The following is a 15,097-nucleotide window of genomic DNA, read 5'->3' on the forward strand; positions in this document are numbered from 1 at the left end:
CCCCTAGCTAAATTTTCTATGATAACAAACGTATACAGCATTTGCTTTGTCTATTATATAGTAAAATTAACTAAAATTCCAGTATATTTTTACTGTTTTTTGTCACTTGAAGATATTTTTTTTAAAACCCAACCAATATACCCAAAAACAATGGCAAAAAACGAGCCACATTCAATCCAGTCGATGGAAATAGATGGTTTCCAAAAATGAATGATAAATTCGCTCACCTGAGCCAGAACTGCTCCGATCAAAAACCAAACAATTACATTGATCAGCATCTGAATCCGGTAAGAAATTACGATATTCGATTCTCTGCGATTTAAATAATCCCATTTTGGCATTTTGCTCATCCTTTCTATAAACTTTCTATTTTTTTACGAATCCGCAGCATATTTTTATCAAGTTTTGCGATAACATCTGAATAATGCCGAAGTTCCTCTTCTATTTCCGCAACCCCCTCTTTTCGATCCTTTTTATACAGAAGCTGATAATCCAATACACTGAAGAAATCCATAGCTACTGTACGAATCTGTACTTCTACTTTCTTTTTCTCGCATTTTTCTGAAGAATACACAGGTACTTTTAAAATAAGATGAAGGCTCATATATCCGTTAGCCTTTGGTTTTTTGATATAATCCTTTTCCTTGATGATTTCCAGATCTCCGTGCGATTTTAGTTTTTTGGCAATCTCATAAACATCATCAAGAAAATGACAGGTTACTCGAATTCCGATCAGATCATTGCAGCGGTCTAAGGCTGTGCGAAAATCAATCGGACATCCTTTTTTCTTTAGCTTTTTATAAGTACTCTCTACAGATTTGAAACGGTAAGTAATGTTCTCGATGACTACTCGATTTCTTTTCTCTAAAAGCTGAGTTCCAATCATATTTATTTTTGAAATCATCAGATCCACTGCCATTTTACATTTTATGCGATACTTTATATTTCGGAACTTTTCTTCCATGATTTGATAAGCTTCCAGATCCTCCTGTTGGATAAATGCCTGTTTTGCCATAATTTTGTTCCTTTTCTTACTTATCGTCGTAATCCTTGCTTTCCTCTTTGTGAGAAGATACCGGATGTGACGTACCGTTTGCTGTTTCTGCAATACTAATACAGTTTTGACTCACTCTTTCCAAACTTCGGAAAACATTGGAAAATGCAAGAGTCAGTTCTGGTTTACATTTTCCATCACTGATACGGCGTTTATGATTTTTACGTACCGCTGTTTTAATATTATGAATTTCTTTTCCTTTTGCAATGATTTCACTGGAATCTACTTTCTCTCCGTATAGGAACATACTGCTGCAGGTATGATAAAGTGCGATGATACTGTCCATATTCATTTCGATTTCTTTAATTGCCGGTTTTGAGAAACGAATTTCTTTCTCACCAATATTGGTGATTTCTAATACCTCCATCAAACGTTGGCTGACACGATTCATATCCTCAATCACATACATGATATCCGTAGCGTAGGAAGCCTGTTCTTCCGTCAGGGTTCCTTCTGAAAACAGTCTCACCATATATCGGATAATTTCTTCTTTTAATGATGCAACAGCTTCCTCTGTCTGTGCTGCTTTTTCTGCTATTTTTTTATCATTTTGCATCAATGCTTCTTTGACTTCCTGAAGCATTCGTTCAATCAGTTGGCTAAAATGCTCTGTTTCTTTTGAAACTAATTTCAGTGCGAAGACAGGCTGATGAATCACTTTAGGATCTAAAAACTGAGGATGCATTTCGTCTACAGTATTTTCTTCTCTATCAGGAATGAGAAAGCAGACGATTTTAACCATGAGCCAGATCAACGGAATCCAGATCAAAGTATTTACAATATTAAAGCAGGTGTGTGCATTAGCAATCTGTCTTGCAATAACATCAATTTCTGCACCTTTTGGAGAAATAAATCTGACTACATCTGCAAAAACGGGAATAAACCAAATAAAAACGAGTGTTCCCATAATATTAAATACACTATGGGCTACGGCTGTTCGCTTAGCGTTTTTAGATTGCCCAATACATGCCAGTAAAGCAGTGATCGTAGTACCGATATTATCTCCAAACAAAATGGGAATGGCACCTTCTAATCCCAGCACACTATGAATCCCATCCGGTCCCACCTGAGAAGCAAAATTTTGTAATACAGCGATGGTTGCACTACTGGATTGGACAAGTAATGTCATTGCGGCACCTAAGAAAACTCCAAGAATCGGTATGTCAGATACTTTGCCCATTAATTCGGTAAATATAGGGCTGGCCGCTAAAGGTTTCATAACGTCACCCATGGTTTCAATTCCAACAAACAGCAGTCCAAAGGCAAAAATGGTAATTCCAATATTCTTTACTGTTTCATTTTTACATATGAATGAAATGAAAAATCCGATAAAAAGAATCGGCCATATGTAATCACTGATCTTAAAAGCAATGAGCTGTGCAGTCATTGTAGTACCAATATTGGCTCCCAGAATTACGGAAATTGCCTGTGGCAATGTCATCAGATTGGCGCTGACAAAGCCAATTACCATAACCGTTGTGGCACTACTACTCTGTAGCACTGCGGTAGTAAAGGCTCCTGCTAATACCCCTAAAATCGGATTTTTAGTCAAAAATCCCAATACGGCCTTCATCTTTTCGCCTGCAGCCTTCTGAAGACCATCACTCATCATATTCATACCATATAAAAATAGCGCTAATCCGCCTAATAATCCAAAGATTGTCGTTAATGTTTCATTCATTTATTGCTCCTCCTCGTTTAGTGAATGAATTTCTCCTGTAAAAACTTGCTTTAATTGCTTCAGAGAAATATCTTTTATTGTATTCTTTTTATTGACCACCACTGCAATTCCATCCTTTGCTATGGTCTTATATGTCAGAAGCTCCTGTTCATAATCTTTTAAATCCCTGGATGCCATCGCAAAATCGCAGGAATTCTGCATTGCTGCAGTAAGTCCACTGGTGGAATCCGTTACTTGAATCTGAATCGTTGCGTTGGGATTTTCTTTCATATAATCTTTTGCCAGTTCCTTCATGACTGGAGCCATGGAGGTAGAACCATTCACTATAATGCTGCCTTCTGGTTTTAAAGACAAAAAGGATTCTTCTTTTTTTACTGAAACATAAGATTGAGAAATGGTTCCCTGCCCTTTACTCATTACATATCGAAGAAACTCTTCTTCCAGATCATTTAATTTTCCACTATAGGCCAGATTAAATGGTCTGGATAAGACATAGCTTTCTTTTTCCACATTTTTCTTTGTGGCTGCTACGCCATTTACATCAATTGCCCTGATATTCTCGTCTTTTCGGTTTAGATATTCGCCTAATGAAACATATCCAATGGCTGTCTCATTAGAAGCAACCTGTTTTATCATATCCTCTGCATTTGATGCAATTACCGCCTGATCAGTTGTCTGATCAATTTTTCTGCCTTCATCATCTGTTTGCAAAACACCCGTAATCTGAACAAAAGCATCTCTTGTTCCAGACCCCTCTTCTCGGGAAACAACCGTAATCTTATTGTCTTTACTTGCAGATGCTGTACGGCTTGCAGATGTATCGTTCTGTTCTTTTACGTGATTCATACTACAGCCAGTCAGCAAGCAGAAAGCACAGACCAAAGCGATGGTTTTCATAATTCTTTTTTTCATTCGTATCCCTTCCTTTTTCTCCCATAAGATTCTATTATTAATCAAATATACCAACTTGGCCTTAGATTCTCTATCAAACGAAGGTTAAGGAATGTAAAATTTCCCTTGATTTTGATAACAATGTCTTTACATTCTTAACAAAAAAAGACATCCTACAATTTCTTGTAGAATGTCTTTTAAATTATATTAGCTAAAAATTCCCATTAGAATGTTTGAATAATGAAATTTTGGAAGTGTCTTTAATCCTCTTGCTAACTGGATAAGATTGAAATCTGAATGTTCAATTTCCTTTGAATATCGATGAACGATCTCTATCTGGTCAGCAAAGGTAAAACACTCTTTGTTCTGGAGCCATCTGGCAAAATCCAATTCACGGATTAGAAGTACACTCATAATCACGAATTTTGTCTTTGTCAATACATCATCATCGTATACTGCTCCACAAAAGTAAGTATACAACAACGTAACCATGACTTGCTCCAATTCTCGTTCTAAAGTATCATATGACTGGGAAAACTGTTTTCTCTTATGGAAATAATCCTTTTCTCCTAACCGTTCTAATGTCTGAAGGCTGGTATCTAAAAGAGAAAACCATTGCTTATTTAATGGTTCCAGAGATTTATATTCCTCTATGACAAGACGAAGCCATCTCATTTTCTCAAAATAGTTCCCTCTAAAATTCTGGAACTTTTTCCCCAGATCATCGATCATCGAAGTACCTTTATATTTTAAGATCAGATCATCTACCTCATAAATCTGGTCCTGTTGCAATCGTCTTTGAAAATCATGACTGAAAACAAGAGCGACAGCCATCTTTGTAGCCAAATCAATCTCTTCATTCTGGAACAAATACAGCAGAAATTCTCTGGCATCTTCTAATTTGGTAAACAGCAAAAAATCAAAGGTTTCATACTCCTCATAAGCCGTTTCCTTTTCCTTTCGAATAAACCGAGTGTGATCCTTTTGTCTTAAAATCAATCGACAGGCCTCAGGACAGGAAAGTGAAAGCATGATCTCTCTTAAATTTTCAAATTCCTCAATATGTCTTGGATAACGTCTGCAAGTCTTACATAGAGCACCTGCGCCCAGTTCCGAATATAAATCACATAGATTTTCTTCATTTAAAAAGGCACATCGACGATGGCTTTGTTCAAATGTCTGCTCTTTCCAGTTGATACAGTTTTTTAATCGATTGCCAAAAGACCCTTTTACTTTTTTATATTTTTCCAGAGATTTTTCATCTACTGCAATCTGCCAGCCTGCACAGCACGTATCCTCGCAAGCAGAGGCAATACAGTGAAAATCTCCGTAATAATCTGGGTACAGATATTCCATAAATAAATGCTCCTTTTATCGTCTTCTATGCATGAGGAATATTCGTGTAATCGGATATTTCACGATTGATCGTGCATAGATCCTGTACACTTAAATCATGCAGATTTCTATGTCCGGTAATCCGTGCAAATGTTTTTAATTCTTCCAATATGACCATAAAATAATTGCCTACCCGTTTTGCTGCTGCTTCCTGCTTCAATCTTGCTCTCAGCGCTTCATCCTGTGTCGCAATGCCAACTGGACAGTTTCCACTTCCACAGATCCGATATTGTTGACATGCAGCTGCAATCAATGGTGCTGAAGCAACTGCAATGGCATCGGCTCCCATTGCTATGGCTTTTGCAAAATCAGAAGAAACTCGAAGACCTCCTGTAATGACCAGTGAAATATCAGAGTGTACAGCATCCAAATACTTACGAGCCCGATATAAGGCATAGATGGTCGGTACACTGGTAGCTTCGCGCAAGAAATATGGGCTGGATCCAGTTGCTCCCCCTCTTCCATCGATGGTGATAAAATCCGGTTCTGCAAATACACAAAATTCCATATCCCGCTCAATCTTTCCGGCCGCGATCTTAATCCCGATCGGACGTCCATCAGAGCGGTTTCGCAAGGTATCTACCAGTTCCTTCAGATCCTCTTTGGTCGTAATATCCTGAAACTTAGAAGGGCTCTTAATATCCTGTCCTACTGGCTTATTTCTTGCCGCAGCAATATCGGGTGTTACTTTATTTCCAGGCAGGTGTCCACCCATTCCTGGTTTTGTTCCCTGACCGATTTTAATTTCAATGGCATCTGCCTTCTTTAAATTTTCATCTGTTACGCTGTATTTATTCGGAACATATTCAAAGATATATTTATGAGCAGCGTCCATCTCTTCTGGGAGAATTCCACCCTCTCCACTGCACATGGCAGCACCAGCCATGGCACTTCCCTTTGCTAGAGATACCTTGGCTTCTTTGGAAAGTGCGCCAAATGACATATGTGAAACATAAACTGGATGATTTAAAATCATTGGACGCTTTGCATTCTTTCCAATCACGGTAGTCGTAACCACTGGATCCTCATCATTTAATGGCAATGGATTTAACTGAGCACCTAAAATTAAAATATCATCCCATCCCGGCATTGGCATCTGTGTTCCCATAGCTGCATGAATGCTCTTTCCTGTTACAGCCATTTGGTGTATTTCCTTCATATAGCGGCAACTTGGATCATTTCTGACTAATGTGCTGTCATAGCTTAAATCTTCATTGGAATCCTCATTAGGTTCTGTCTGATCTGGTTCAACTGTCTGTACTTCTTCCACCCTTATAAATTTATCTGTCGGTTGCTTGCATAATGGACATTCCGTCAGCTGTTCGAATAATTTTCCTTCTTTTTCTTCATCAAATATGTATCCGCATACGGTACATCTAAATATTGCCATACCCATTTCTCCTATTTTTATAGACCGGGAAATCTCTGTTATCTCCCGGTCTATATGTAATCTAGTAGTTTTCTTTTCTTACTTCAAAAAAGCTCTGTGGATGCGCACATACCGGACATACCTCTGGTGCTTTTTTACCGATTACCAGATGTCCGCAGTTTCGGCATTCCCACATAACCTCTTCGCTCTTTTCAAATACTTTTTGCATCTCCACATTATCTAATAATGCAAGATAACGCTCTTCATGTGCTTTTTCAATAGCAGCTACCATTCGGAATTTCTCAGCAAGTTCTGTAAATCCTTCTTCTTCTGCTTCTTTTGCGAATGTAGCATACATATCTGTCCATTCGTAATTCTCACCTTCGGCAGCAGCCTTTAAGTTAGATGCTGTATCTCCCAGCTCTCCCAATTCCTTGAACCACATCTTCGCATGCTCTTTTTCATTATCAGCTGTTTTCTGAAACAAAGCACAAATTTGTTCATATCCCTCTTTTTTTGCCACACTTGCAAAATAGGTATATTTATTTCGTGCCTGACTTTCTCCTGCAAATGCAGTCCATAAATTGGCTTCTGTCTTACTTCCCTTAAATTCCATTGTGCATTCTCCTTTCTTGTATCACGTTTATCCCAAAGGGGAAATATCTATAGAAATATTATATTTCTTTTTCCAGTCTATGTCAAACAAAAGAATTCATTCTATTTCTATTTAAAAAAGACATATTTATTACATCAGATTGTATTAAATTTTATAATTGTTACAAAAGTATTGCATTATGTAAATAATCTGTTATAATCAGTAACAGAAAAGCAAAAAAGAATTGAAGTTGAATATTAAGGAGAATTTAAATATGAAATCATTAAGAAAGAATTTATTATTGGTATTATTAACATTGTCGGTACTTTTCGGTGGAACTCTTATTCATACTCAGAAAACAGAAGCAAAAACAACAAAAGTTTATTTAGGAAAATACACATTAACTGCTTATTGTCCATGTAGAAGCTGTTCTGGTGGACACGGTAGCAATACTGCAAGTGGAAAGAAAGCGAAGCAGGGAAGAACCATTGCCGTTGATACAAGAAAGATCAAGCTTGGAACGAAAATTCATATCAATGGTCATACTTATACTGCTGAAGATGTAGGTGGTGCTATCAAAGGGAACAGGATTGATGTATATTTCACTTCTCATAAAAAAGCATTGCAGTTTGGAAAGAAGAAAAATGTAAAGGTTTATAAAGTTACTACAAAGGCATCTTATAATTCTGATTCCTCTTCAAAAATAGTAGAAGAAGATTCCATTACTACTACTTCCATTGATACGGATGTAGATATTCCAAAATTTAATTTATCTTACTAATTAAAAACAGACGTAAGACTGCATTTCTGATAAAGAAATGCAGTCTTTTTACGTATTCCGATATATTTCTACCAGTTTTTTTCCTATTTGTTCTATGCTTCTTTCAGAAGCAGTCTGATATCCGGCCTTTGTAGTGTCAGAAAGTGTCCCATCCAAAATTTTTATGATCTTTTTCTTAAAGTCCTCATTATGATTTCCTTTATAGACATTTACACCATCAAATAGCCAATCTTCATATACCGGAATATCTCGGACAAGAACGGGAATTTTCATGGCCAGTGCTTCCAAGACTACGATTCCTTCTGTTTCTTCATAAGATGGAAAGAAGAAAAGATCACTGCCGGCATAGGCCTGCCTTAAGCTTTCCCGATCAACATAACCAGCAAATATCAGATTGGAAGGCTTTTGTTGTATACCTTTTCTGATATCAGGAGGGACGGTCCTTAAATCAGACTCTCCAAACCAGATGAATCGGTATTGAGGCAGTTCTTCTGCCAATTTGATAAAGTCTAAAATACCTTTTCGCTGAATCCATAACCCAGCAGACATAATTACCTTATCCTGGGGTTGATATCCGTATTTTTTCCGAAAACTAGCTCGGTCTCCTTCAGCTGACTTATAATAATTCAGATCAATGCCATTGGAAAGCGGATAAATTGGCTTTTTAATTCCATAGGACTGCAAAAGCTTTTTTGCATATGGAGTCGGCGTTATGATGGCATCTCCAAGTGGATAACAAAAAGTAATCCATCTGCCAAACAGCCCTGAGAATAAATTGGATCCAATATAGGAATTTCGAAAATCCTCCTTCGTCGAATGGGCATGAAAAATAATCTTTTTCCCATGGCGTCGTCCCCAGAAAGCCAAAATTACAGAGCCGGGAAAAACTGTATTAATATGAATCACGTCTGCCTGATTCTTTTTTGTTACGCAGTGGACATTTTGTAATGAAAGAGCCTTTTTCTGATGATAAATAGCTCTCCCTACCCCGCTTTTCTCAATCATTTTTTGTAACTGTGAATATAAGTATACTTTCATATAGCACCTCCTGCTTTACAAGGCAAATCCCATGGCAAAACGAAAGATTTTGGTCAGTCCCATACTATAGAGAAAGATGGCAACAGGCTTTCCTAAAAGAATGATTCCTGTGAAATTTTTAAGAGACATTTTACTAACACCAGCAAGATAACAGAGAAAATCATCTGGTGCGACAGGAAAGAAAATAAGAAAGGCAAAAAGCTTTTCAAACTGGTTTTCCTTTTCCAAAAATTTTTCATATTTATCATAAAATCTTGTCCCAGTAATCCCTTTTACAAAGATGATTCCATAATGTCTGGCGAGTAAAAATGCCATTATTGATCCAATGCATATACCAATATAATTATAGATAAATCCAAATAATGGACCAAAAAATACAACACCAAAGACACATCCAACTGCTCCGGGTAAAATGGGAACAACCACCTGTATTGCCTGAATCACAACAAATACAAACGGAGCCCATATGCCACAGGCAGTTAATAATCGTTCCATTTTAGAAGCATCTGTAAAAATACCCGTCCTTAAGCCAACCAAAAAGAGGATAAGACATATTATCCAACTGCTGATTTCAAAGAACTTTCTATGCCGTGCCAACCACACTGCCTTTCTCATCTGTAATACACCCCTTTCTGATCATGGCATCATAGACCTCCCATACACGCAAAGCAAAAGTATGCTCATCGTACTTAGAAACGCTGGCCTTGATCTCCTCTGGACTGCTCAAAAATTCTGTTCCGAATAAAAAGCGATATCCTTTCAAAAATTCTTCATGATTCTGGAAGGCATATCCATTCTTTTTCTGAAGTAATAAATCCTGTAGGCAATCGTCTTTTTGTACTAGAATTGGTTTTCCTGAAGCTAACGCTTCGAAGTAAGTCAGCCCCTGCGTTTCTGAATTGGACATAGAGACAAATACATCTCCCATCGCATAATAATCCGGAATCTCTTCCCAATCTACTGCACCTGTGAAGATTACTTGCTTCTCCAATTGCCAGGTCTTTACGTCATCTATAAGCTTTTCTTTTTCCGGACCGTCTCCAACAATGACCAGACGTGCCAGCTCATCCTCCTGTACAATCTCCTGGAAATGATAAATCAGATGATCGATGTTCTTTTCCTCAGATAATCTTCCCACATAGAGAAGAATGTGTTGCGTCTCTGACAGACCATAAAGCTGTAAAAGCTGCTTCGTATGTTCCTTATGATATTGATGAAATTTTTTCAGTGGAATTCCCGTTGCTATGGTGTGAATCTCCTGATGGACCCCATAATTTCTCAAAAGCGCTTTCACTTTTTTCGTTGGAACAATGACTGCATCTGCCTGATTGCAGCAATGTCTGGAAAAAGCTCTAGCCATTTCTTTTACCCGGTCATTACCTGCCATTTTAATATAATGAATGTATTCTTCATAGATAGTATGATAGGTATGAATATGTGGAATACCAAGATATAATGCTGTCTTTCGGCCAAGATGTCCAATGGAAAACTCAGTTTGTGTATGAATAACATCTAAATGAAGCCGTTTTATCTTCTTTTTCCATATTGCAGCCAGCGTACATCCAATCCGGCGCTCTTTCAAAAAAACAAAAGGAACGCTTGGAATTCGAAATATGTTCTTTTCATCTTTTGTTACCGATGGATTACTGACCGTAAATATATAAACCTGATGTCCCATGGACTCCAGTCCCTTTTTTAATTCATATGTAGAATTTGCAACTCCATTTATTTCTGGATAATACGTATCTGTAAAAATTCCTATCTTCATATGCTACCTCCGTCAAGTTACTTTTAATGATGTATTCCATATTGCTACTCTTATACTAGCAAACGAGTCTTATCTTATTATTAATAAAATCTAAAGAATTTCTTTCAATTTGGTATTTTTTTCCCTATTAAGTCTTGCTTTTTTACACAAAAAGGAATACAATATTCTGGTACTTCGAAGCGTGGCTCAGTTTGGTAGAGCGCTGCGTTCGGGACGCAGAGGTCGCAAGTTCGAATCTTGTCGCTTCGAGTAAAAGAAAAATACCACAAAGTCTGTATTTACAAACTTTGTGGTATTTTTTAGCGATAACATTCTTTCGAAATCCTTTTTTCTTTTAGTTTTCGATAAACCGTTTTTCTCGTAAGTGCATAAAGAACAGAGCAAGCAGGTACTCCGACGAGCATTCCTAAGATACCAAAGCCATTTCCGCCGATAGTTACAGCGAAAAGTACCCACATGCCTGGAAGACCAACTGATTTTCCTACAACTTTTGGATAAATAAGATTTCCTTCGATTTGCTGTAAGACTACAATAAAAATGACAAACCAGATTGCCTTCATCGGATTTACCGTAATGATCATCAATATTCCCACTGCTGTGCCAATAAAGGCTCCAAATACAGGAATCAATGCAGTAAAGCCCACTAATACAGAAATCATGGTTGCATAAGGAATAGATAAAATGCTCATCCCAAGAAAACAAAGCACTCCAATGATCAATGCTTCCGTAAACTGTCCAGTTACAAATTTGGAAAATGTCTGGTTTGTTAATTTCATAACCTCAATGGTTTCTGCGGCTTTCTTCTCCGGCAAGAAGGCATATAACATCTTTTTACATTGACTATATAGCTTTTCTTTACTCAACAATATATAAATAGAAAAAATCAGTCCCAGTACCAGATTAAACAAGGTTGAGAAAATAGATGTTGTCATCTCCATTGTTTTATTAAATACGGATTCGCCACTCCTGGTCAGAAATCCTCCAATGACATCCATTGCCGCCTTTGTATCAATCTTAAATTCTGGTAAAGTGATAGTTCCGGAGCTAAACTTCATGGAAAATTCCTTTGTCCAGTGTTCGATTTCATTTAAATACCATGGAATCATATCAACAATCTCCATAGCTGTTCGTTGTAACTCTGGAACGATCATAAATAATATGATAAAAATACTTCCTGTGATCATGATCAAAGTCAGACAAAGGCAAAGTGGCCGTTTATATCGATTCTTCCACTGACCTTTTCTCCTTTGCATAAGGATATCCCAGAGCCGTTCTACTAAACGCAGCAATACATTCATAATAAATGCAATACAGATTCCCAGTAATAATGGAGAAATTAGAGATAGACCTCTGCCCAAAATCTGAAAAGCGACATGTGGATGATTCATAATCCAATATAGTATAATCCCAAAAGCAATTAAACCGGCCATACTTTTCATTGTATTTTTTTTCAGTTCCATATCATTCCCCCTTTATCAGAGTCTTCTGGTACATGCCACGCCTAGCGCTCCCTCACCCAAATGACAGGAAACTTCCAATGGGAGATCTGTAAGAAAGATTTCATATCCTGGAAATTCCTCTTCCATCTTTTCTTTTAACTCCAGGGCACGATCCAGACAGTTGGTATGTGCAATCTGAAGATACATCTCTCCTTTTTCATCAAATTCATGGTAACGACCAGATAAATCATTTTTTAATGCTTCTAACATGATTTTCGTCCCTTTTTTATAACCTCTTGTTTTTGAAAATGCATCCAATTTTTCTCCCTGGATCTGTAATACAGGTTTTAAATTCAGAACATTTCCAATTACCGCTGCAGCTGGTGTTAACCGACCTCCTTTTGCCAAGTATTTTAATGTGTCCAGCATAATATAAATACTGCTATCAAATTTTGTATTCATAAGCTGATCATAAACTTCCTGTGGTGATTTTCCCTGCTGAATCAGAAACTGGGCATCTAATACAGACTGGCGCTGACTGACGGAAATTCTCTGATTATCGACCACCCAGACTTTTCCATCATATTCATCTGCTGCAATCATAGAAGCGGTTTGGCAAGAGCCACTTAATCCACTGGAAAGTGGAATGTAGATGATGGCATCATATTCCTTTAATAAATTATTAAAAAATTCTGTTAAAGCCATATAAGATGGTTGAGAGGTTGAAATCTCGGCATCATCGTTCAATAATTGGTAAAAAGTTTCTTTTGTCATATTCACATTTTCATAATACTCGGTTCCATTGATGATAAAAGGAACTGGTAAAACTGGAATCTCCAGCTTTTTGGCTTCTTCTTTTGTAATTCCACTTGCACTATCGGTTGCTACAATTATCTTCATCTTATTCCTCCATTGATCTCATACAATACATGCAATAAGTATTATAACATTTTTGACGGACAGGTCAAATAATGATAAAATATTTTTAGAAATTTTAGAAATAATGGAGATTTAAATGAGGTATCGAGAATGAATACATATTGGAAACGAAGCGCCTGCCCCTATGATTGTCCCGATGGGTGTGGCCTTCTCTTAGAAACGGATGGAGTATCTATAAAAAGGGTGAAAGGCGATCCTGAGCATCCGGTTACAAAAGGTTTTCTTTGCAGAAAGATGAATCACTATGAACGAACCATTCATCATAAGGATCGTATTTTAACCCCGTTAAAGCGTACTGGAAGTAAGGGGAGCGGATTATTTACCCCTATTTCCTGGGAAGAGGCAATCAGGGAGATTACAGATACCTGGAAATCCATCATTATAAAAGATGGTGCACAGGCAATTCTTCCTTATTCTTATGCAGGTACAGAGCACACAGTGCAAAATAAATGTGGAGAAGCATTTTTTCATTATATGGGTGCATCTGTTTTAGAGAGGACCATTTGTTCCAAAGCAAAGGAAGCAGGGTATTCTCAAATACTTGGTAGTACACAGACAAGAGATCCAGCTATTTTAGAAGAAAGTGATCTGATCATCATCTGGGGATCAAACGTGGCTGCTACTTTCATTCACGCTTATGAGAGAATTCAAAAAGCCAAACAAAACGGAGCAAAGGTAATCCTCATCGAAACATATGAAACACCAGCGGCTTCCTTAGCAGATGAAATCATTTTAGTGCGTCCAGGAACAGATGGAGCATTAGCGTTGGGAACTGCCCATATTATGAAAGAGCGATCTTTGATCGATTATACCTTTTTAGAAAAATATACCGAAGGATGGCAGGAATTTATAGATTCCTTACACCAATATACACCGGAAAAAACAGCTCAAATCTGTAAAATTTCTATAAAAGAGGTGGAACAGTTAGCCCTCCTTCTTGGAAATGCCAAGCATCCTTCCATCTTGATCGGTTCTGGTATTTCACGTCATGGTAATGGTGCCATGACTGTTCGAAGCATTGTTGCTCTTCAGGCGCTGACAGGAGCATTGGGAGATCCGAAAGGAGGTCTTTTGGGGGTAATGTCTTCTGGAAGATTTTTCAATCGTGAGTTGGTAACCAGACCGGATTTTCTGACGGAACCGGTACGAAGCATTAATATGAATCAATTAGGAGATGCACTTTGTGATTTAACACCTCCAGTGAAATCAATCTATATATACAACGTAAATCCTGCAAATGTGGCTCCAGATCAAAAGAAGGTTTTACAGGGGCTTATGCGAGAAGATTTATTTACCGTTGTACATGAGCGATTTATGACGGATACTGCCCAATATGCGGATATTGTCTTGCCGGCCGATACTTCTGTTGAACATGGGGATATCAGTACTCCTTATGGTCATCCATGTGTCCAGAGAACATATCCTGTGATTCCGCCGCTTGGCCAATCCAAGAGTAACTGGGATACCTTTTGTCTTCTAGCAAAAGGCATGGGATTTCAAGATCCGTTCTGGCAAATGAGCAATGATGAAATTGTGGAAAAAATAATTGGGGAATCTTCTATCCTTCATTCCAAATGGACCGAGAATGAAATGGAACGCTTTCAATCTGGTTTTGGCGTGCTACTACCAACACCAGATCCTCACGATTATGAAACACCGTGCAAAAAGGTTCAGTTCATTAATAAATCTTTACCAGAAGAAGACTGGCTTCCTCATTATAAAGAAAACCATGGCGGAAATTATCCGCTTCGTCTGGTTACTGCACCTCATGTGCAGACTTTAAATTCTACTTTCAATGAGCGGGAAGATTTGGTAGAAAAACGAGGTGAAATGCTCCTTCTCATTCATCCGGAAGATGCCGGTGAACGAGAAATCATAAATGGTGATATGATAGATGTCTTTAATGACCTGGCAACAGTTGTTTTCCGTGCACATATTACTGATCGGGTGAAAAAGGGAACCGTCGTAGCAGAGGGCATTTACCGAAAGGAACAATCCTTCAATCAACTTACCGTAAATGCGCTTTTATCCCAGCGTTTAACTGATTATGGAAAAGCTTCTTCGTTAAATGACAATACCGTTGATATTCGTAAACGAAATTAATTAAATCGAGTAGGAGGAATTTCTCTTGATTGAGAAATTCCGAC

Annotated in this window: 14 protein-coding genes and 1 tRNA gene; 3 read left to right on the top strand and 12 right to left on the bottom strand. The window is 37.7% G+C overall.

Translation table 11 applies throughout. The features are described from left to right. Window positions 1-89: 89 nt before the first annotated feature. From BHF69_RS04620 to rbr, 7 genes are all read right to left on the bottom strand, one after another. Window positions 90-341: a hypothetical protein gene (locus tag BHF69_RS04620; RefSeq protein ID WP_075669910.1), complete on the bottom strand. Its 252-nt coding sequence runs from the start codon at window positions 339-341 to the stop codon at window positions 90-92. 14 nt (window positions 342-355) lie between these two features. Further along, window positions 356-1,015 carry a GTP pyrophosphokinase gene (locus tag BHF69_RS04625; protein WP_075669911.1) on the bottom strand — a complete coding sequence of 220 codons (660 nt, stop codon included), beginning with the start codon at window positions 1,013-1,015 and terminating at the stop codon, window positions 356-358. A gap of 16 nt (window positions 1,016-1,031) precedes the next feature. Beyond that, complete coding sequence (locus tag BHF69_RS04630; RefSeq protein WP_075669912.1) at window positions 1,032-2,735, bottom strand: Na/Pi cotransporter family protein; 1,704 nt, start codon at window positions 2,733-2,735, stop codon at window positions 1,032-1,034. Continuing rightward, window positions 2,736-3,647: a substrate-binding domain-containing protein gene (locus BHF69_RS04635; protein ID WP_083651054.1), complete on the bottom strand. Its 912-nt coding sequence runs from the start codon at window positions 3,645-3,647 to the stop codon at window positions 2,736-2,738. It abuts the gene before it with no gap. A 186-nt stretch (window positions 3,648-3,833) separates the two neighbouring features. Continuing rightward, on the bottom strand, window positions 3,834-4,982 hold the full coding sequence (gene fliB / locus BHF69_RS04640; protein WP_075669913.1) for a flagellin lysine-N-methylase: 1,149 nt from the start codon (window positions 4,980-4,982) through the stop codon (window positions 3,834-3,836). A 25-nt stretch (window positions 4,983-5,007) separates the two neighbouring features. Further along, complete coding sequence (locus BHF69_RS04645; protein WP_075669914.1) at window positions 5,008-6,411, bottom strand: glutamate synthase-related protein; 1,404 nt, start codon at window positions 6,409-6,411, stop codon at window positions 5,008-5,010. Between the two features lie 61 nt (window positions 6,412-6,472). Beyond that, a complete protein-coding gene (gene rbr / locus BHF69_RS04650) occupies window positions 6,473-7,006 on the bottom strand; it encodes a rubrerythrin (protein WP_075669915.1) in 534 nt (177 codons plus the stop codon). Between the two features lie 253 nt (window positions 7,007-7,259). Between rbr and BHF69_RS04655 the strand changes: the two genes are divergently transcribed. Next, complete coding sequence (locus tag BHF69_RS04655; protein ID WP_075669916.1) at window positions 7,260-7,766, top strand: 3D domain-containing protein; 507 nt, start codon at window positions 7,260-7,262, stop codon at window positions 7,764-7,766. 48 nt (window positions 7,767-7,814) lie between these two features. On the opposite strand, the gene BHF69_RS04660 is transcribed toward BHF69_RS04655, so the two are convergent. From BHF69_RS04660 to BHF69_RS04670, 3 genes are read right to left on the bottom strand one after another with little or no spacing between them, the layout of a single operon-like run. Beyond that, the gene (locus BHF69_RS04660) at window positions 7,815-8,804 is read right to left on the bottom strand and encodes a glycosyltransferase family 4 protein (RefSeq protein ID WP_075669917.1); all 990 of its coding nucleotides are present in this window, start codon (window positions 8,802-8,804) and stop codon (window positions 7,815-7,817) included. 15 nt (window positions 8,805-8,819) lie between these two features. Next, the gene (locus tag BHF69_RS04665; RefSeq protein ID WP_083651057.1) at window positions 8,820-9,419 is read right to left on the bottom strand and encodes a TVP38/TMEM64 family protein; all 600 of its coding nucleotides are present in this window, start codon (window positions 9,417-9,419) and stop codon (window positions 8,820-8,822) included. Continuing rightward, window positions 9,388-10,572 (bottom strand): glycosyltransferase, encoded by a 1,185-nt coding sequence (locus tag BHF69_RS04670; protein ID WP_075669918.1) that lies wholly within the window; start codon window positions 10,570-10,572, stop codon window positions 9,388-9,390. Before BHF69_RS04670 ends, BHF69_RS04665 begins: the two co-directional genes overlap by 32 nt. A 175-nt stretch (window positions 10,573-10,747) precedes the next feature. On the opposite strand from BHF69_RS04670, the gene BHF69_RS04675 reads away from it, so the two are divergent. After that, window positions 10,748-10,821 (top strand) — tRNA-Pro (locus BHF69_RS04675). Between the two features lie 50 nt (window positions 10,822-10,871). Here BHF69_RS04675 and BHF69_RS04680 read toward each other — a convergent pair. After that, window positions 10,872-12,032: an AI-2E family transporter gene (locus BHF69_RS04680; protein ID WP_075669919.1), complete on the bottom strand. Its 1,161-nt coding sequence runs from the start codon at window positions 12,030-12,032 to the stop codon at window positions 10,872-10,874. A gap of 15 nt (window positions 12,033-12,047) precedes the next feature. Then, complete coding sequence (locus BHF69_RS04685) at window positions 12,048-12,911, bottom strand: DegV family protein (protein ID WP_075669920.1); 864 nt, start codon at window positions 12,909-12,911, stop codon at window positions 12,048-12,050. Between the two features lie 129 nt (window positions 12,912-13,040). Between BHF69_RS04685 and BHF69_RS04690 the strand changes: the two genes are divergently transcribed. Continuing rightward, a complete protein-coding gene (locus BHF69_RS04690; RefSeq protein ID WP_075669921.1) occupies window positions 13,041-15,053 on the top strand; it encodes a molybdopterin-containing oxidoreductase family protein in 2,013 nt (670 codons plus the stop codon). Window positions 15,054-15,097: the final 44 nt, after the last annotated feature.

It is taken from the genome of Anaerostipes sp. 992a, assembly GCF_001940245.1.
Classification (GTDB): Bacteria; Bacillota; Clostridia; order Lachnospirales; family Lachnospiraceae; genus Fimousia.